The following is a 17,032-nucleotide window of genomic DNA, read 5'->3' as shown; positions in this document are numbered from 1 at the left end:
TATGAAAAAGAGTCATTTTATACTTTTAGTACTGGTTATTGCCTTAATTCTTTTTGATATTGACCCTATGTATGCCGGTCCAGGTGGAACCGTGGTAAAGGCAATTTTTAAGACTTGGTGGGGTAAAGTTCTCATGAGTATCATAGCCATTGTTTTACTTCCTCTTACGATTTATGTATATCTTAGAGAATACTTTACCATAAGAAAATGTAAAAAAGAGTTGTTACTATTAGGAAAAAGAAACAAAGATTTCTCTTGGTTGAATTTAGATAAGAATGTGCGTAATATATTCTCTCGTGTATACATAGCTTGGAATAATCAAGATTTAAAAGAAGCATCAAGTTACATCAGCCACTGGTACTGGCAAAATCAACAGTTGGTACATTTAGATGAATGGAAAAAAGACAACCTTAAAAATGTCTGTAAGGTAAATGGTATAAAGTCTGTTAAACCATTATATCTAGAAATTTCTGAAGAGGAAAGTTTAGAAGGATCTAGAATTGCGTTCTTAATTACAGCAAACATAATGGATTATCTTAAGGACAAAGACACTAATAAAATTGTACAAGGCAGTAGTAAATTTGATGATGAAGAAAAAATTTGGGTAATGGAGTATACTAATGGCAACTGGGTGCTAGATGATATTCAAGACGGGCAATTATCTCTTGCTTTTGCGAAGACTAAAAATATAATTCCTGCTAACTTAGTTCCCTCACCATAACTTGGGTTAAAATCACTACTTTTTATCTATAAAAATTCATTTCATCCATATATTTCCAAACTTCTGGTGGTAATAACGGTTTGATGTTTTTTCCGTTTTTATGCTCTTTACGAATAAACGTAGAAGAAATTTCCATGATAGGTGCATTTACATGATGAATCTTTTCATGCTCCTTAAATTGATGCTCAATAGCCCCATCAGATATTCTTGGATACACATACAAATGATGAAGTTCTAAGATGGCTTCATAGTTCTTCCATTTATGAAGTCCTTTTAAATTGTCTTCGCCCATTATTAACGAGAAATCATATCCTTTTGGATACTTTTCAGCCAAATGAACAAGCGTATTTATCGTGTAATTCGGTTGTGGAAGCTTAAACTCAATATTACTTGGCTTCAACTTGGTATACTCCTTTGTAGCTTCATACACCATTTCGAATCTTTGATGATTATCTAGAAGCGTTTTCTTGGTCTTAAATGGGCTTTGAGGTGTTACTACAAACCAAACCTCATCTAAGTCTGAAAACTCTACCATATGGTTCGCTATAACCAAATGACCGATATGAATAGGGTTAAAGGTACCAAAGTATAATCCTACCTTTTTCATGTGCAGTTATTCTTTATCTTCAGAAACAAAGTCAGCTACCAAGTCTATTGCTTCTTGCAAAGCAACATCAAGATCATAATTCTTAATTATCTTATCGAACTGTGGTGCTGTTGCCAATTCTACAGACGCTTTGGCGATACGCATGTTTATTTTGTCTTCACTTTCGGTGCTTCGCTTTTTAAGTCTAATCTTTAGTTCATCGACACTTGGTGGTTTTACAAAAACAGCCAATGTTTGATCAGGAAACTTCTTTTTAATTCTTAAACCGCCAACAACGTCAATATCAAAAATGACGTTCTTGCCTTCTGCCCAAAGTCGTTCTACTTCACTTTTTAATGTCCCGTAAAAATTATCTCTGTAAACTTCTTCCCACTCCAAAAAATCATCATTCTTAATATGATTTTTAAACTCGGATACCGACATGAAATAATAATGTTCTTTATTCTTTTCTTTTCCCCTTCTAGGGCGCGAAGTGGCCGATACCGAAAAAGCCAAATTCAATTCTGGCTGTGCCAATAAATGGCGTACAATGGTTGTTTTCCCACTACCTGAGGGCGCAGAAAAAATGATTAGTTTTCCACCTTTCATCTATAGTACGTTTAACATTTGTTCTTTAATCTTCTCTAGCTCATCTTTCATTTGCACAACTATTTGTTGCATAGGTGCATAGTTTGCTTTGGAACCGATCGTATTGATTTCACGACCGATTTCTTGAGAAATAAAACCTAATTTTTTACCATTACTATCGTCTGATTGTAATGTTTTACTGAAGTAGTCTAAATGATTTGCTAGGCGTACCTTTTCTTCGGTAATATCATACTTTTCTAAATAGTAAATAAGCTCTTGCTCAAATCTATTTGCATCAACATCTGCTTTAAGATCTTGCACCGCTTTTTCTAATCGCTCACGTATTGTAGCTTGTCTATCTGGATCGATACTCACAACCTCATCTAGCAATTTTTTCAAAGAAGCTATTCTTTCTAAAAAATCTTTTTCCAAGACACTCCCCTCTTCTGACCTGAACTCATTAATCTCTACCAAAGCTCCTTTTAAAGCTTCTTTTATAGCTTCATATTCCGATTCATCGATATCTTCCTTATCCGTCTTCATAGCATCAGGAAAACGCAATGCCATTTCCAACAATCTCATATCATCCCCGTCAGCTATGCTTTTTAACTGATTCATATATTGTTTAACAGCAACTTCATTAACCTGAGTAGAAGTTGTGTCTCCTGTAAGCTCCACATATAGGTTAAAGTCCACCTTACCACGCAATAATGAATTAGCGACCAATTTTCTTAGTTCTAATTCTTTTTCGCGATAACTTGAAGGCATACGTGCATTTAAATCAATGCTCTTACTATTCAGCGATTTTATTTCTACCGTAATCTTTTTATTGGGTAATTGAACTACATGCTTTCCAAAGCCGGTCATTGATTGAATCATAAATACATTTTAGAATAAGACAAAGGTAAGGTAAATGAAAATTTCAATGTCAATCATCTCACCTTACAAAATTAATAAAGGAGTAAACAAAAAAATATCTTGTTTACTCCTTAAATTCTAATCGATAAAATATTAAAGTTCCCTGACCCAAATATTTCTAAAACTAACACGACTATCATCGCCGTGATCTTGTAACAATAATGGTCCCTTACCATGAGCAGGGTTTTTAGGCCAACCAATATAAGGGGTAGTTCCTTTTAACTCAACATGGTCTTGAACCAATACACCGTTATGAATTACAGTAATATCACCAGATTTTATTTTACCACCATCCACATTAAATTCTGGCGCGTGATAAATAATATCATACGTATTCCACTCACCTGTTGGCACAGATGCCATCGCTAATGGCACATGTTGCTTGTAAATAGAACCTACTTGCCCATTTACATAAGTAGGATTATCATTTTGATCCAAAATCTGCACCTCATATATTCCGTTAAGAAACACACCGCTATTTGCTCTATTCTGATTATCTCTCTGTACTGGCAGCGGAGATTTCCATTCTAAATGCAACTGTACATCACCAAAATTCTGCTTTGTCTGAATGTTTCCGGTTTTATCATTTACCGTCATACTACCATCTTTGTTCAAATGCCATTTAGCCGCAGTACTATCATTTGTACTTATCCAATTATCTAAATTGGTGCCATTAAAAAGCACAATAGCATCACTTGGGGCAGAACTAGCAGTTGCAGGTTTAACAACGACAACTTTTGGTTCGTAGAATTCAGTTTCTTCGGGCGTAGTAGGTTCCTCGCCCATGTATTCTTCATGAACGATTACACTATCCTTTACAGCCTCCATACTTGCGTCAGCAGCGACAGTTACTTTTTCTTGACAAGATATTACTCCCAAAGAAGCAACTAACAGTAGTAATGAGTATCTATTTTTCATACGTAAATGCTATTAAAGTTGTTTAATTTTTATATTTCTGAACGCTACTACATTACCATGATCTTGTAATCCGATTTTACCGGTAGTGTATTTTCCAAATCCGTCCCAATCAGCAAATTTAGATTTTGCTACCAAAGCGTCCCATTCTGCATTTGCTACTGGGAATGTAACCATTACAGTACCGTTTAAGGTAACACTACCTACGTGTGCATTATGATCTACTGTAATGACCATTGTGTTCCAATCCCCCACTGAGTTAGTAACATCTTTGGCCGGTGAAACCATATCATACAAAGCACCTGCTTGATGTGTTGTACCCGCTTTTGCATCTGGGTGTTTTTCATTATCTAAAATTTGAATTTCTGGACCCGTTTGGTAACCGGTTCCAAATTTTTCATCTTCACTTACACCCCAAAATACTCCACTGTTACCAGCTTCAGATATTTTCCAATCTAAGCTTAATACAAAATTAGTATACTCTTGCCTAGTAACAAGATCATGATTTTTATTCTCCTCACCTTCAGCAGGCGGTGTATATACCAATGCATCATCTTCTATTTTCCAAGCATCACTTACGTCGTCTGTTTTAAATTCTTTCCATTTATCTAAAGAAGTACCGTCAAACAATACTTCCCATTCATTATGTACAACGGCAACTTCTTCAACAACGGCTGCTTCAGTTGTTTCTTTTTTCTCTTGCTTACATGCAACAAATGCTAATAAACAAGCTGTACTAATTATATATTTTTTCATCCTCTTCATTTTAAAGCCCTAACATTTTCTTCAACATTTCTTTATCGATTTCTGCCCCTGCAAAATCATCAAAGGTCTTTTCAGTAGCTTCGATAATATGGTCTGCAATAAATTTAGCACCTTCACGCGCACCTTGTTCAGGGCTCTTAATACAACATTCCCATTCCATTACCGCCCAAACATCGCAACCGTATTGTGTTAATTTAGAAAATATCGTTTTGAAATCAATTTGACCATCACCCAATGAACGGTATCTACCAGCTCTATCGCTCCAATCGTTATAACCGCCAAAAGCACCTTTTTTACCCGTAGGGTTAAACTCAGAATCCTTAACATGAAAAGACTTTATAAACTCATGATAGTGATCTATGTATGTGATATAATCTAATTGTTGCAATACAAAATGGCTTGGATCATAAAGAATATTTACTCTTTTATGATTACCTGTAGCTGCTAGAAAACGCTCAAAGGTATCACCATCGTGTAAATCTTCACCAGGATGAATTTCATAACAAACATCTACACCTTCTTTATCGAAATGATTTAAGATCGGTGTCCATCTTTTTGCCAATTCTTCAAAGCCCATTTCCACTAAACCAGCTGGTCTCTGTGGCCAAGGGTGCATGGTATGCCATAATAAAGAGCCAGAAAATGTAGCATGCGCATTTAACCCAAGTCTTCTACTAGCCGTTGCTGCTTTCTTTACGGTTTCTACTGCCCACTCTGTTCTTGCTTTCGGGTTTCCGTGAACATTTTTAGGGGCAAAAGAATCGAACATTAAGTCGTATGCCGGGTTTACTGCGACTAATTGCCCTTGTAAGTGCGTTGAAAGTTCTGTTATTTCCAACCCATAAGAGTTTACTTTGGCTTTTAGCTCATCGCAATACGTCTGACTTTCAGCTGCTTTATCCAAGTCAATTAAAAAACTTTCCCATGTAGGAATTTGAATTCCTTTATAACCTAGATCAGCTGCCCATTTACACATTCCGTCCAAGGAATTAAATGGAGCTTTACTGTCTACAAACTGCGCCAAGAATACGGCTGGTCCTTTGATTGTTTTCATAAAATTTACTATCTGTTGTTGTTTGAATTTGTTGTTGTGTTTGAGATGTCACATCTATCAAAAAATCTTATATTTAAGAATTGTATCAGGTTCTTCTCAATACTTTGGAGATTTGCTATAAATATAGGGAATACCATCAGAAAAAGATAAAAATTCAAGCATGAATCAGGATGAAATATTCGACGCAATTGTTGTCGGAACAGGAATTAGTGGCGGTTGGGCTGCTAAGGAATTAACAGAGAAGGGCTTAAAAACACTTGTTTTGGAACGCGGTCCAATGGTGAAGCATATAGAAGATTATCCTACCATGCACGACGATCCTTGGGATTACCCTTTGAAAGGTCAGTTATCCAAGGAGGATGAAAAAAAATATCATGTACAAAAAAGAGTAAATTGGGCACCAACAGAAGATTCGAAACATTTTTTCGTAAACGACCTAGATCACCCATATGTAGAAACCAAACGTTTTGATTGGATACGAGGTTATCAAGTAGGTGGTAGATCACTTACTTGGGGGCGACAAAGCTACCGATTGAGCGATATTGATTTCGAAGCAAATAAAAAAGAAGGCGTTGGAGTAGACTGGCCAGTGCGGTACAAAGATATCTCCCCATGGTATGACAAGGTTGAGGAGTATATCGGAGTAAGTGGTGAAGCATTAGGTTTAGAGGTCTTACCCGATGGCAAATTTCAACCAGCGATGAAATTAAACTGCGTAGAAGAGGATTTCAAAAAAATTACCGCAGATAAATTCGATGATGGTAGGCTGATTACCATAGGTCGGGCGGCACATATTACCGACCCTAATGCAAAATTTGAAGGTCGTGGCACATGTCAAAATAGAGATCGTTGCTGGCGAGGCTGCCCTTTTGGAGGCTATTTTAGCAGTAACTCATCTACTTTGCCTGCAGCCGAACGTACTGGCAATATGACCTTGAGACCAAATTCTATTGTTCATGAAATTATCTATGATGATACTACTAAAAAAGCAACAGGCGTAAGAGTTATTGATACTGAAACCAATGAAAAATTAGAATTCAAAGCTAAAATCATCTTTCTTTGTGCTTCGGCCATGGCTTCTGTTGGCATATTATTACAATCTAAATCTGAACGTTTCCCTAACGGATTGGGTAATGATTCTGATGCTTTAGGAAGAGGTATCATGGATCATCATTACAAACTTGGAGCAACAGCTAAAGTTGATGGCTACCTAGATAAATATTATAAAGGCAGACGTGCAAACGGCTTCTATATACCTCGCTTTGTAAACTTAAACGAGAAAACAAAACGGGAAGGTTATTTACGAGGCTTCGGTTACCAAGGTACTGCAAGCAGAGGAGATTGGTCGCAAGAAATTGGCGAACTAGGTTACGGAAAAGAGTTAAAAGAATCTGTACTAAAACCAGGTCGATGGACAATCGGCGTAACCGGATTTGGAGAGTTTTTACCTTATGATGATAATAGAGTTACCCTTAGCCCATCAGAAAAAGACAAATGGGGTTTACCGCAATTGGCTTTTGATGTTGAGTTTAAAGAGAATGAATACAAAATGCGCAAAGACATTAAAAAAGAAATTGTGACAATGTTCGAAGAAGCTGGCTTTAAAGATGTTGCATCTTATGAAGAGTCTAGTGGACCTGGCTTAGGTATTCATGAAATGGGTGGGGCTAGAATGGGGCACAGCGCAAAAACCTCTATTATAAACAAGTACAATCAAGTGCATTTAGTACCTAATGTGTACGTGACCGACGGCGCTTTTATGTCCTCTTCTAGTTGCGTAAACCCGTCATTGACCTATATGGCATTTACCGCAAGAGCAGCAAATCATGCAGCCGAACAATTAAAAGCAGGTATATTTTCCTGAATTTAAAATTAATTAGAAAGAATTACGTTTATTAAATCCTATAGATTAAAGAAAACAACAACTTATGGAAAATGCTTCAGCCAGAAACATGTGGGGGAATTATCTAAAAAATCACCTTGAAGATGTCTTTCATGAGACACCAAAAACGATGTATTTTGGCGACAATGAACAAGATGCCAACGAAAATGCCAGATTAATAAAGAGTGGAGCTAAAAAGGCAATCTCACATTCATTACTAGGTTTACAAAATAGAAATGAACCTTTACCAAAAATAGGAGATTATGTAGTGGTTACAAATTGGAGTGGTGAAGCACAATGCATAGTTGCTACCACAGCAGTTTCTCTTAAACCGTATTTCAGTATTGATTCTACTTATGCTCAATTAGAAGCAAATGGAGATACATCTTTAGAAAGCTGGAAAAAATATCATTGGGACTTTTTTACCAGAGAATTACAAGAATTTAAAAGAGAACCAAGAGAAAGTATGATAGTTATATGCCAACATTTTAAAGTAGTAAACTCTTAAGTATCATTAAAATTTATAAAACAAAAAGAGCCGCAAATTGCGGCTCTTTTTTATACTATCTAATTATAATTTAATTCTCTAAAGCTACCCAGGTATTTCCGCTTTTATGTGAATCTACTGTTGCTTCAATAAAGTTCATACCACGTACACCGTCTGACATAGTTGGGAATTCTCCACTATTATATTCTTGGCCTCTAATTGCTTTCGCTACACCTTTATAAATGTTTGCCATAGAATCAAAAATACCCTCTGGGTGACCAGCAGGTAATTTAGTGCCATCTAAAGACAATTCAGAATTATAGGCATGACCAGGCTTATAGATTTGCGTTGGTTCTGTATCGCTTAATTTATATAAAAAGTTAGGGCGTTCTTGCTCCCAACGAAAAGCGCCTTTCTCACCATATATTGCAATGGCTAGTCCGTTTTCTTCACCAGTAGCTACTTGACTACCTCTAATAACACCTTTTACATGGTTTCCCATACGTATAAGAACAGTACCGTCTACATCCATCTGGTTATCTTCATAAAGGTAGTTGAAGTCACAAAGTAGTTCGTTTACCTTAAGCCCTGTGGTATATTCAACCATATTAAAAGCATGAACACCGATATCGCCCATGCACGAGCTAATACCTGCTTTCTTTGGATCTAACCTCCAAACAGAAGATCTTTTCTCTTTATCGTGAATAATAGTATTAATCCAACCTTGGTAATACACCGCATCAACCTTATGTATTTTACCTAAAGCACCAGCCTTGATCATTTCGCGCATTTGGCGCACCATTGGGTAACCTGTATAGGTATGCGTTAAAGCGAAAACGGTACCTGCCTTCTCATGAGATTTCTGTAAGTCTTTTGCTTCATCTAAAGTTGTGGTCATCGGCTTTTCACAAATGACGTGGAAACCGTTATCCAACAACTTCTTAGCCATTGGGTAATGCAAAAAGTTGGGTGTTAGTATAGAACATACTTGAATACGTTCATCTTCTGGTAGTTTTAATTCCTCTTCAATTAATGTATCAAAATCTTTATAGATTCGGTTTAAAGGCACATCAATTTCTTTTGCAAATTCAATACTGGCATCATAATCAGGATTAAAAACAGCTCCTGTTATTTGATAATTGTCATTGATAAAAGAAGCTACCCTATGTAACACTCCTATAAGCGAATCTCCACCACCACCTAATATTCCTAATCGTATTTTCTTTGGCATTTTTGTTGTTGTTTAAGTTGTTGTTTGTTATTGAAAATAGTATTGTTTAAAATCCTGTTGGATTTACATTCGTTTTGTTATCTAAAAATTTTTATCTGATTTATCCATTAAAAAATAGCTATGGCATTTCATGGAAACAATTTTCAGGCGTTTAAATTAAAGAATTTATCTAAGACTGATATTCTATTTTCTCGGTTTTAAAGAAAATCGCGAACAAAATAAATACAGCCAGCGCAAAACCAGCCGGATACATCCAAATGGTTTCCCAAATGTGTTTACCGTCTTCTATAAGATATGTGGTAGATATTTTACCTGCGACCCAAAACCCAATTAACATACCCACACCGTAAGTTGCCAGTGTTATAAGACCCTGTGCTGAGCTTTTAAACTTTTCACCTGCTTTGCTATCGGTATAGATTTGCCCTGAGACAAAGAAAAAATCATAACATATACCATGTAGTGCAATACCGATTATGAGCATGAACCCAAGTTCATTTACATCACCAAATGCAAATAATAAATAACGAACTACCCACGCCACCATAGCTACAAGAATGGTTTTCTTAAAGCCGAATTTTGTAAAAAAATACGGTAGTAATAACATAAAGGCAATTTCAGAAATTTGACCTAAGGTCATTTTCCCTGTCGGATTATCCATACCAATTTCCACCAAAAACGGATTCGCATTTTGATAATAAAATGCCAATGGAATACATATTAAGACCGACGAAATAAAGAATATTAAAAAGTTCTTATCCTTAAATAAACTTAAAGAATCTAAACCTAAAATTTCTTTCACTCCAAGTTTCTCTGAACTTGCCGCTTTTGGCGGTGTTTTAGGTAACGTAAAGCTAAAAAAACCTAAAATTAAAGAGGCTATAGCAGTCATTAAAAAAGTATTTTTCAATAAACCCTGCCCTATGTTTTCACCTTGGTCCCAGTTAAAAACATAGCTAATTGAGAGTCCGGAAATAATCCATCCTGCAGTTCCAAAAACACGAACCAAAGAAAACTCCTTAGCCGGATTTTTCATCTGATTAAAAGAAACCGAATTAACCAATGCTAATGTGGGCATATACAAGATCATATATGCCAAAACCAACATATAGAAATTATCGAAGTCGGAGCTCTGGTACATGAAATACATAAGCACCGCACCTAGAAGATGTAAAACCCCCAAAATTCTTTCTGCATTAAAGTATCTATCGGCTATTATACCAATAACAAAGGGAGCAATGATAGCTCCCCATGATTGTGTTGAAAATGCCAAGGCTATCTCACCATCTGTTGCTTTTAAGTTGTTTCCTAAAAATGTACCTAGAGTTACGAACCAAGCACCCCAAATAAAAAATTCTAAAAACATCATGAAGCAAAGCTGCACTCTGACTTGATTTTTCATCTATCTTTTATAATAAACATAATCTGAACTCATAGGAATTTCACCATTATTTCTAAAATCTACAGCAATTTGCCCTCTATGATTTGTAGAATGATTGATGATATGAAAAAGAATATCTTGCAACGTATTGGTGAACAATCGCCCTTCGGTATTCTCATAATCTATACGTTTATCAAAATTATCGGCATTAGTGATAATTTCAAAAGAGCTACGCTGATTTTCATAATGAATATCTGCCCATTTTTTTATATCATGTTCTTGCCAAACCCCATAATCACTTGGTTTACCTAAGATTCTTGCGTTCCAAATATGATGCGCATTTAAGATATGACTAAATAAACGCATCGTTTCTGGTGGTACTGTATTTAGTGCCAAAGACTGTTCTATCAATTTCTTGTTGCAGTGAAAGTTATAATCGAATATTTCATTAAAAAAAGTCTCCATAAATCATACTCTTGATTATTCTATTTCTTTTGCCGCTTTCAACAAAAGATCTCTAGTAGCAATTATACCTGCTTCTTCCCTAATTTCAGACCCTTCAAATTCCACACCAATAAAACCTGTATAACCTGCTTCTTTTACAATTTCAAGCATTTGTACATAGTTAATTCCTGTATCATATCCGTCTGCATCAAAATTATTAGATTTTGCACTCACTGCTTTAGCGTATGGCATTAATTCTTTTACACCTTTATATTTGTCATACTCCTTTAAGCAGTCCCAACTATCAGGCTTACGCTCTATACAGAAGTTACCAAAATCAGGTAAACTTCCACAGTTATCCATATTAACTGTTTTCATCACTTGCGCATGTAATTCTCCGTTAGAAGACAATCCGCCATGATTTTCTACCAATACATTAATATTTTTGGTTTTTGCATAAGTCGCTAATTTGGTAAGACCATCGACAGAGTTCTTGATCCATTCTTCTGGTACATTGCTACCGTTTAGATTAACCCTTATAGCATGGCAACCCATAGCTGCAGCGGCATCTACCCATTTTTTATGCTTCTCTACCGTTTCATTTCTTTCAGCTTCATCATTAACCGCTAAATTACCTTGACCATCAATCATGATCAATACATTTGTCATTCCGTATTTTTCAGCTTCAGCATTAGATTTTGCTACGAAATTTGCCATTGCTTCTTCAGAATAACCTGCTTCTTCTAATTCAGGATTATACAATTGGCTAACGTATTCTAAACCAGTAAATCCCCATTTTTTAGCTTTTTCAGCAAAAGAATATGGATCAACGCCATCTTCTCTGATCATTTTATGCATCGACCATTGTGCTAGAGATAATTTAAAAAATGGCTCAGCTTTGCTGCCTTTTACTACGACTTCAGAATTTTCAACTTTTTCTTTTTTAGTTTCCTTACAAGCGTAAGTTCCTAATAACGAGATTCCAATACCTACAATAGAGGCAATACGAATAAATTTTTTTCTTTTCATTTTTGGTAGTTTGTTGTTGTTTGAAATATAACCTTAACTGTTAACGTTAAAATTATGAATTGGTACATTATTCTAACTTGATGCTAGTTTTAGCGAATTTTGCAAGAAGTAAGGACATTAAATGTATAGAATTAATTTTATATTTAATAAATTTAGAGAATAAACAACTTTTATGAGCAAATTTTATTACAACGAAGAACAAGAGTCCTATGACGCAATTGTCGTAGGAACAGGTATAAGTGGTGGTTGGGCCGCAAAAGAACTATGCGAGGCAGGCCTTAAAACATTGGTTTTAGAACGTGGTAGAATGGTTAAACATATCGATGACTATGAGACTGCGAATAAAGACCCTTGGGATTTCCCAAATGCAGGCGAACCGACCAAAGAAATCATAGAACAACAACCAAAACAAAACAGAACTGGTTATACTACGAGCCAAGCTAGTAATATGTGGTTTGTAAATGACCTTAAACATCCATACAACGAAACAAAGCGTTTTGATTGGATGAGAGGGTACCATTTAGGTGGTCGTTCTTTACAGTGGGGCCGTCAAAGTTACCGTTTAAGCGATATCGATTTTGAAGCTAACAAAAAAGAAGGGATTGCCGTAGATTGGCCCGTACGTTATAAAGACATCGCACCTTGGTATGATAAGGTAGAAACCTTTATCGGTGTAAGTGGTGAAAATTTAGGTTTAGAGCAGTTGCCCGACGGTCAATTTTTACCGATGATGGAACTTAACTGTGTAGAGCAAGAGTTCAGAGAAAAAGTTGCCGAAAATTTTGATGGCCGTGTAGTAACCGCAGGTAGAACAGCACATATTACAGGTACAAAACAATTTGACGGAAGAAGTAAATGTCAATTTAGAAATAGATGTATTAGAGGGTGTCCTTTTGGAGCATATTTCAGTAGTTTATCTTCTACATTACCAGCAGCAGAAGCTACAGGTAATATGACATTGAGACCAGATTCTATTGTACATGAAGTAATCTATGACCCAAAGACAAAGAAAGCTACAGGTGTAAAAGTTATCGATGCAAATACGAAAGAAACTTTTGAATTTAAGGCGAAAGTTATTTTCTTATGTGCATCTGCAATTGCATCTACTTCTATATTAATGCAATCTAAATCTGAAACCTTCCCTAATGGTATGGGTAATGAATCTGATCAATTAGGCCGTAACATAATGGACCACCAACTTCAAGTAGGTGCCTCTGGTAAATTTGATGGCTTTGAAGATAAATACTATAAAGGAAGAAAACCAAGTGGAATCTACATTCCAAGATTTAGAAACTTAGGTGGAGATACTGACAGAGATTATAAGAGAGGGTTTGGCTATCAAGGTAGTGCTTCTAGAGGTAACTGGGAAGAATCTATTGCCGAACTATCTCATGGTAAAGATTTAAAAGATGCTGTTTTAAAACCAGGTGGATGGACGTTTGGTATGATGGGCTTTGGAGAAGTACTACCATATGAAAACAACAGATTTACCTTAGACTACGACAAGTTAGATGATTGGGGTCTACCTACAGTTACTTTTGATGCAGAACTTCAAGAGAATGAACTTAAAATGCGTAAAGATATCTTAGAATCTGCTGTAGATATGTTAGAAAAAGCCGGACTAAGAGATGTAAAAGGGTATGATAATGAAAGTGCTTTAGGCTTGGGTATTCACGAGATGGGAACTGCCCGTATGGGAAGAGACAGAAAAACATCTGTTTTAAACGGAAACAACCAATTACATGATGTACCTAATGTATATGTAACAGATGGGTCATTTATGACCTCTGCCAGTTGTGTAAACCCATCATTAACTTATATGGCTTTTACGGCCAGAGCTGCAGACCATGCAGTTAAAGAACTTAAAAAAGGAAACATATAATGGATAGAAGACGCGTATTAAAAAATATGGGGATGTCACTTGGATATATGGTGGCCACCCCAACTTTATTATCAATAGTACAAAGTTGTAAAAGTGAACCAGCAATTACTTGGACACCTGAATTTTTAGCTCAAAACGAAGGGTCTGTTCTCTCTAAATTGGTTGATATAATTTTACCTAAAACAGACACTCCTTCTGCTACAGAAGTACAAGTAGATATTTTTATAGACAAGTTTGCTAAAGATGTAATGGAAACGGAGCAACAAGATTTCCTTAAAATGTCTATGAACAAGTTTATCGATAAAGCCTTGGCAGATTCTGGTAAGGAAAAAGCTGAAGATTTAACTACCGAAGATCTTGAACCTGTTATAGCTAGTTCTTTAAAGTATACTAAAGAGCAACAAGCAGAAATGTTCGAGACCATAAATAGCTACACTAAAGCAATCTCTGAAGGCACTACTACAGAAATAGGTGACGAAATTTCAAGATTTGCCTTTGCAAATAATTTAAGAGGTATGACTATTTGGGGCTATAAAGCTTCAGAATATGTTGGTGAAGAAGTTTTAGCTTATCTACCTGTACCAGGAGAATATGTACCTTGTGGCGATCTACAAGAGCTTACAGGCGGTAAGGCATGGTCCTTATAGCCAAATAATATTCTAATATTTAATAGCCAAGAGTATGATTTATTATCGCTCTTGGCTATTTTCATTTTAATACACTACTCATGAAAAGAAGAAGCTTCATTCAAAAATCTGCATTAACTACAGGTGCACTTTCAGTAGCAAGTACCGTATCATTTGCCAATACGTTAAGCAACAATACAACGACGCATAAATACAATTTAAAATATGCGCCCCACTTAGGTATGTTCAAACACCTTGCAGGCGATGATCCAATTGACCAATTGAACTTTATGGCCGATCAAGGTTATACTGCCTTTGAAGATAATGAGATGCGCAAACGCCCCATTGAACAGCAAGAAAAAATGGCGGCAACAATGAAAAAACGTCGTATTGAAATGGGTGTTTTTGTAGCTCATGAAATTCATTGGAAAACACCAAATCTAGCATCAGGAGATTTAACTAAACGAGAAGAATTTTTAAATGATATAAAAAGCTCAATTGAAGTAGCAAAGCGAGTAAATGCAAAATGGATGACAGTAGTACCCGGTCATGTAGACCTTAAATTGAAAATGGGGTACCAAACAGCCAATGTAGTCGAAAGTCTTAAACAAGCCTCTGCCCTATTAGAACCACATAATATTACTATGGTTCTAGAGCCATTGAACTTCAGAAATCACCCTGGGTTATTTTTGACCGATTCTCCACAGGCCTTTGAAATATGCAAAGCGGTAAATTCTCCTGCATGCAAAATATTATTTGATATCTATCATCAACAAATTCAAGAAGGAAACTTGATTCCGAATATGGAAGCCTCTTGGTCAGAGATAGCCTATATTCAAATAGGTGACAACCCTGGTAGAAATGAGCCAACTACCGGTGAAATTAACTACCACAATGTTTTTAAATGGATTCATGAGCAAGGCTTTACTGGTGTATTAGGTATGGAGCACGGAAACTCAAGAGATGGTAAAGAAGGTGAACTCGCTGTAATAGAAGCGTATAAAAAAGTAGATAGTTTTCTTTAATACCATTTATATTAACAAGCATAACAAAGTAGCATAAAATGCATTTTATCGAATAGTTATCACTTTTTCGATGAAATGCATTTTTAATATGTAAGAATTCACCTACTTATTCGTTCTTTTGTATATGTCCCATTACCTACACACATTACTCGTTTATGCCGGTTTACTTTTGGCATCAAAATTATCTTTTTATTTCTATAAAAAGATAAAGTCAAATTCGTTTGAATTGTTTAAAATGAGATTAAATTTTAAATGGTTCAATCTTAAAAGTACCATTAGATTAACGTATCATAGTTTTTTTAATAATACTATCAAATTTCCGTAATCCAAAAAGGATTTTGTTGCGTATATAACTTATAGTCTAATACATAAGCTATGGAAAATTATATTACAATATTGATGATATACGCTGCAGCGTTGTTATTTTCGACTGTATTAAAGCCTTATATCAAAAACGATAAATAAGATTCCCCTTACTTAACCTCGGCTTAGCCGTATTTAAAAAAGACCCCATAATGTGGGGTCTTTTTTATTTTCATATTGCGAAATGACCTTAAGTATAAATCATTTCTTAATTTAAATTTTGATTATAAACATACGCGCTAGCGACAAATTTCAATTCCAAGTAGCTTTTTTGAATTTTAAAACCCAATAAAATAACTAACGAATTTCAAACTACTGGAATGAAAAAACATACTATATAATCTTAGAATCTTGAATTAAAATTAGTATGAGATTTACTTTTTGGCATAAAAAATGTACGGTCCCACTAATGCTTCTTTTATGAAAAATGCCCACCAAGCCTAATTAAGGTAGTTCCCCCGAAACCTTTTCTTAGAACGTAATCATACGACGAATCGTAGTTATACTTATTTTGGCGCTCAAACATTAGATATAAGATAACATACACTACCTTATAAAGAACCGTACTAAATTTTAAACTTTTATATCTGCATTAAAAGAACCTTCAACATTCAAAGTTTCTCCATTAGCATTTTCTAATTGCACTTCTAACTTGCCATCGACTTTGTTAGAAAATATTTCGGTGATAATAATATCACCAGATTTTATAAAAAAAGGCAGTTCACTTACACTACCTAGATCTGCAAAACCGTAAACACCGCTAAACCTATTAAGTAAACGGTCTAAATTTTTTATTCTATGTACACCTAATGTTACTCCATGATGCTTTTTTGATTTAGCTGCTATAATAAACTCCAAAGTTTGTATCTCACCATCAGTACCTGACGTAAAACTCAACAACAACTTGTCTGTTGTATTGCCGAATTTATCTTGCTCTGTTACATTTGTAAAGGTGGCCAAACCATCTAAATGAAAATTAATATTCCCTTCAACATTAAAACTGCAAGTTCCTTTTTCAATTCTTAAGTAATCAACATCTCCTTTTGACCCACCAGACAGTAAAATAAATGGTATTATTCCAAAAAAGAATATTTTCAAAAACTTACCGGAAAACTGAATTAGCTTAAGCATGGTTGTA

General features: G+C 35.4%; 17 protein-coding genes. 6 read left to right on the top strand and 11 right to left on the bottom strand.

Going from position 1 to position 17,032, the window contains the following annotated elements; all coding sequences use genetic code 11:
- The first annotated feature begins 1 nt into the window (after position 1).
- Positions 2–721: a Tim44 domain-containing protein gene (locus DFQ03_RS02545; RefSeq protein WP_133671457.1), complete on the top strand. Its 720-nt coding sequence runs from the start codon at positions 2–4 to the stop codon at positions 719–721.
- Positions 722–743: 22 nt separating this feature from the next.
- Here DFQ03_RS02545 and nadD read toward each other — a convergent pair whose 3' ends face one another.
- From nadD to DFQ03_RS02515, 6 genes are all read right to left on the bottom strand, one after another.
- Positions 744–1,328, bottom strand: a complete 585-nt coding sequence (nadD, locus tag DFQ03_RS02540) for a nicotinate (nicotinamide) nucleotide adenylyltransferase (RefSeq protein ID WP_133671456.1) — start codon at positions 1,326–1,328, stop codon at positions 744–746.
- A gap of 6 nt (positions 1,329–1,334) precedes the next feature.
- A complete protein-coding gene (gene gmk / locus DFQ03_RS02535; RefSeq protein WP_073241776.1) occupies positions 1,335–1,916 on the bottom strand; it encodes a guanylate kinase in 582 nt (193 codons plus the stop codon).
- A complete protein-coding gene (locus tag DFQ03_RS02530) occupies positions 1,917–2,774 on the bottom strand; it encodes a YicC/YloC family endoribonuclease (protein ID WP_133671455.1) in 858 nt (285 codons plus the stop codon).
- 132 nt (positions 2,775–2,906) lie between these two features.
- A complete protein-coding gene (locus tag DFQ03_RS02525) occupies positions 2,907–3,731 on the bottom strand; it encodes a 3-keto-disaccharide hydrolase (protein ID WP_133671454.1) in 825 nt (274 codons plus the stop codon).
- Positions 3,732–3,743: 12 nt separating this feature from the next.
- Positions 3,744–4,484, bottom strand: a complete 741-nt coding sequence (locus DFQ03_RS02520; RefSeq protein WP_133671453.1) for a 3-keto-disaccharide hydrolase — start codon at positions 4,482–4,484, stop codon at positions 3,744–3,746.
- A gap of 10 nt (positions 4,485–4,494) precedes the next feature.
- The gene (locus DFQ03_RS02515) at positions 4,495–5,547 is read right to left on the bottom strand and encodes a sugar phosphate isomerase/epimerase family protein (RefSeq protein ID WP_133671452.1); all 1,053 of its coding nucleotides are present in this window, start codon (positions 5,545–5,547) and stop codon (positions 4,495–4,497) included.
- Positions 5,548–5,707: 160 nt separating this feature from the next.
- Between DFQ03_RS02515 and DFQ03_RS02510 the strand changes: the two genes are divergently transcribed.
- Both DFQ03_RS02510 and DFQ03_RS02505 read left to right on the top strand, forming a co-directional pair.
- A complete protein-coding gene (locus DFQ03_RS02510) occupies positions 5,708–7,411 on the top strand; it encodes a GMC oxidoreductase (protein WP_133671451.1) in 1,704 nt (567 codons plus the stop codon).
- 64 nt (positions 7,412–7,475) lie between these two features.
- Positions 7,476–7,937 (top strand): ASCH domain-containing protein, encoded by a 462-nt coding sequence (locus tag DFQ03_RS02505; RefSeq protein ID WP_133671450.1) that lies wholly within the window; start codon positions 7,476–7,478, stop codon positions 7,935–7,937.
- Between the two features lie 70 nt (positions 7,938–8,007).
- Here the strand turns inward: DFQ03_RS02505 and DFQ03_RS02500 are convergent, their stop codons facing one another.
- The 4 genes from DFQ03_RS02500 to DFQ03_RS02485 form a co-directional block, all read right to left on the bottom strand.
- Positions 8,008–9,147: a Gfo/Idh/MocA family protein gene (locus DFQ03_RS02500; protein ID WP_133671449.1), complete on the bottom strand. Its 1,140-nt coding sequence runs from the start codon at positions 9,145–9,147 to the stop codon at positions 8,008–8,010.
- Positions 9,148–9,316: 169 nt separating this feature from the next.
- Positions 9,317–10,546 (bottom strand): nucleoside permease, encoded by a 1,230-nt coding sequence (locus DFQ03_RS02495; RefSeq protein WP_133671448.1) that lies wholly within the window; start codon positions 10,544–10,546, stop codon positions 9,317–9,319.
- Positions 10,547–10,990 carry a DinB family protein gene (locus tag DFQ03_RS02490; protein ID WP_133671447.1) on the bottom strand — a complete coding sequence of 148 codons (444 nt, stop codon included), beginning with the start codon at positions 10,988–10,990 and terminating at the stop codon, positions 10,547–10,549.
- Positions 10,991–11,005: 15 nt separating this feature from the next.
- Positions 11,006–11,998: a sugar phosphate isomerase/epimerase family protein gene (locus DFQ03_RS02485; RefSeq protein WP_133671446.1), complete on the bottom strand. Its 993-nt coding sequence runs from the start codon at positions 11,996–11,998 to the stop codon at positions 11,006–11,008.
- Between the two features lie 172 nt (positions 11,999–12,170).
- Here DFQ03_RS02485 and DFQ03_RS02480 point away from each other — a divergent pair, with 172 nt between their 5' ends.
- The 3 genes from DFQ03_RS02480 (at position 12,171) to DFQ03_RS02470 (ending at position 15,531) form a co-directional block, all read left to right on the top strand.
- Positions 12,171–13,880: a GMC oxidoreductase gene (locus DFQ03_RS02480; RefSeq protein WP_133671445.1), complete on the top strand. Its 1,710-nt coding sequence runs from the start codon at positions 12,171–12,173 to the stop codon at positions 13,878–13,880.
- The gene (locus tag DFQ03_RS02475; RefSeq protein ID WP_133671444.1) at positions 13,880–14,527 is read left to right on the top strand and encodes a gluconate 2-dehydrogenase subunit 3 family protein; all 648 of its coding nucleotides are present in this window, start codon (positions 13,880–13,882) and stop codon (positions 14,525–14,527) included. The genes DFQ03_RS02480 and DFQ03_RS02475 overlap by 1 nt, the downstream gene beginning before the upstream one ends.
- An 80-nt stretch (positions 14,528–14,607) precedes the next feature.
- Positions 14,608–15,531 (top strand): hydroxypyruvate isomerase family protein, encoded by a 924-nt coding sequence (locus DFQ03_RS02470; protein WP_133671443.1) that lies wholly within the window; start codon positions 14,608–14,610, stop codon positions 15,529–15,531.
- Positions 15,532–16,467: 936 nt separating this feature from the next.
- On the opposite strand, the gene DFQ03_RS02465 is transcribed toward DFQ03_RS02470, so the two are convergent.
- Positions 16,468–17,025 carry a hypothetical protein gene (locus DFQ03_RS02465; RefSeq protein ID WP_133671442.1) on the bottom strand — a complete coding sequence of 186 codons (558 nt, stop codon included), beginning with the start codon at positions 17,023–17,025 and terminating at the stop codon, positions 16,468–16,470.
- Between the last annotated feature and the right edge of the window lie 7 nt (positions 17,026–17,032).

Origin of the sequence: Maribacter caenipelagi (genome assembly GCF_004364175.1) — a bacterium.
Taxonomy (GTDB): domain Bacteria; phylum Bacteroidota; class Bacteroidia; order Flavobacteriales; family Flavobacteriaceae; genus Maribacter; species Maribacter caenipelagi.
The sequence above is the reverse complement of the archived record's forward strand: the minus strand, read 5'-3'. Positions and strand labels throughout refer to the sequence as shown.

Excerpts from the sequence above, each read along its gene's own strand:
- DFQ03_RS02485 (WP_133671446.1), bottom strand. The coding sequence starts at position 11,998 with ATGAAAAGAAAAAAATTTATTCGTATTGCCTCTATTGTAGGTATTGGA.
- DFQ03_RS02530 (WP_133671455.1), bottom strand. The coding sequence starts at position 2,774 with ATGATTCAATCAATGACCGGCTTTGGAAAGCATGTAGTTCAATTACCC.
- DFQ03_RS02510 (WP_133671451.1), top strand. The coding sequence starts at position 5,708 with ATGAATCAGGATGAAATATTCGACGCAATTGTTGTCGGAACAGGAATT.
- DFQ03_RS02545 (WP_133671457.1), top strand. The coding sequence starts at position 2 with ATGAAAAAGAGTCATTTTATACTTTTAGTACTGGTTATTGCCTTAATT.
- DFQ03_RS02480 (WP_133671445.1), top strand. The coding sequence starts at position 12,171 with ATGAGCAAATTTTATTACAACGAAGAACAAGAGTCCTATGACGCAATT.
- DFQ03_RS02495 (WP_133671448.1), bottom strand. The coding sequence starts at position 10,546 with ATGAAAAATCAAGTCAGAGTGCAGCTTTGCTTCATGATGTTTTTAGAA.
- gmk (WP_073241776.1), bottom strand. The coding sequence starts at position 1,916 with ATGAAAGGTGGAAAACTAATCATTTTTTCTGCGCCCTCAGGTAGTGGG.
- DFQ03_RS02525 (WP_133671454.1), bottom strand. The coding sequence starts at position 3,731 with ATGAAAAATAGATACTCATTACTACTGTTAGTTGCTTCTTTGGGAGTA.
- DFQ03_RS02500 (WP_133671449.1), bottom strand. The coding sequence starts at position 9,147 with ATGCCAAAGAAAATACGATTAGGAATATTAGGTGGTGGTGGAGATTCG.
- DFQ03_RS02490 (WP_133671447.1), bottom strand. The coding sequence starts at position 10,990 with ATGGAGACTTTTTTTAATGAAATATTCGATTATAACTTTCACTGCAAC.
- DFQ03_RS02505 (WP_133671450.1), top strand. The coding sequence starts at position 7,476 with ATGGAAAATGCTTCAGCCAGAAACATGTGGGGGAATTATCTAAAAAAT.
- DFQ03_RS02520 (WP_133671453.1), bottom strand. The coding sequence starts at position 4,484 with ATGAAAAAATATATAATTAGTACAGCTTGTTTATTAGCATTTGTTGCA.
- DFQ03_RS02515 (WP_133671452.1), bottom strand. The coding sequence starts at position 5,547 with ATGAAAACAATCAAAGGACCAGCCGTATTCTTGGCGCAGTTTGTAGAC.
- DFQ03_RS02465 (WP_133671442.1), bottom strand. The coding sequence starts at position 17,025 with ATGCTTAAGCTAATTCAGTTTTCCGGTAAGTTTTTGAAAATATTCTTT.
- nadD (WP_133671456.1), bottom strand. The coding sequence starts at position 1,328 with ATGAAAAAGGTAGGATTATACTTTGGTACCTTTAACCCTATTCATATC.
- DFQ03_RS02470 (WP_133671443.1), top strand. The coding sequence starts at position 14,608 with ATGAAAAGAAGAAGCTTCATTCAAAAATCTGCATTAACTACAGGTGCA.
- DFQ03_RS02475 (WP_133671444.1), top strand. The coding sequence starts at position 13,880 with ATGGATAGAAGACGCGTATTAAAAAATATGGGGATGTCACTTGGATAT.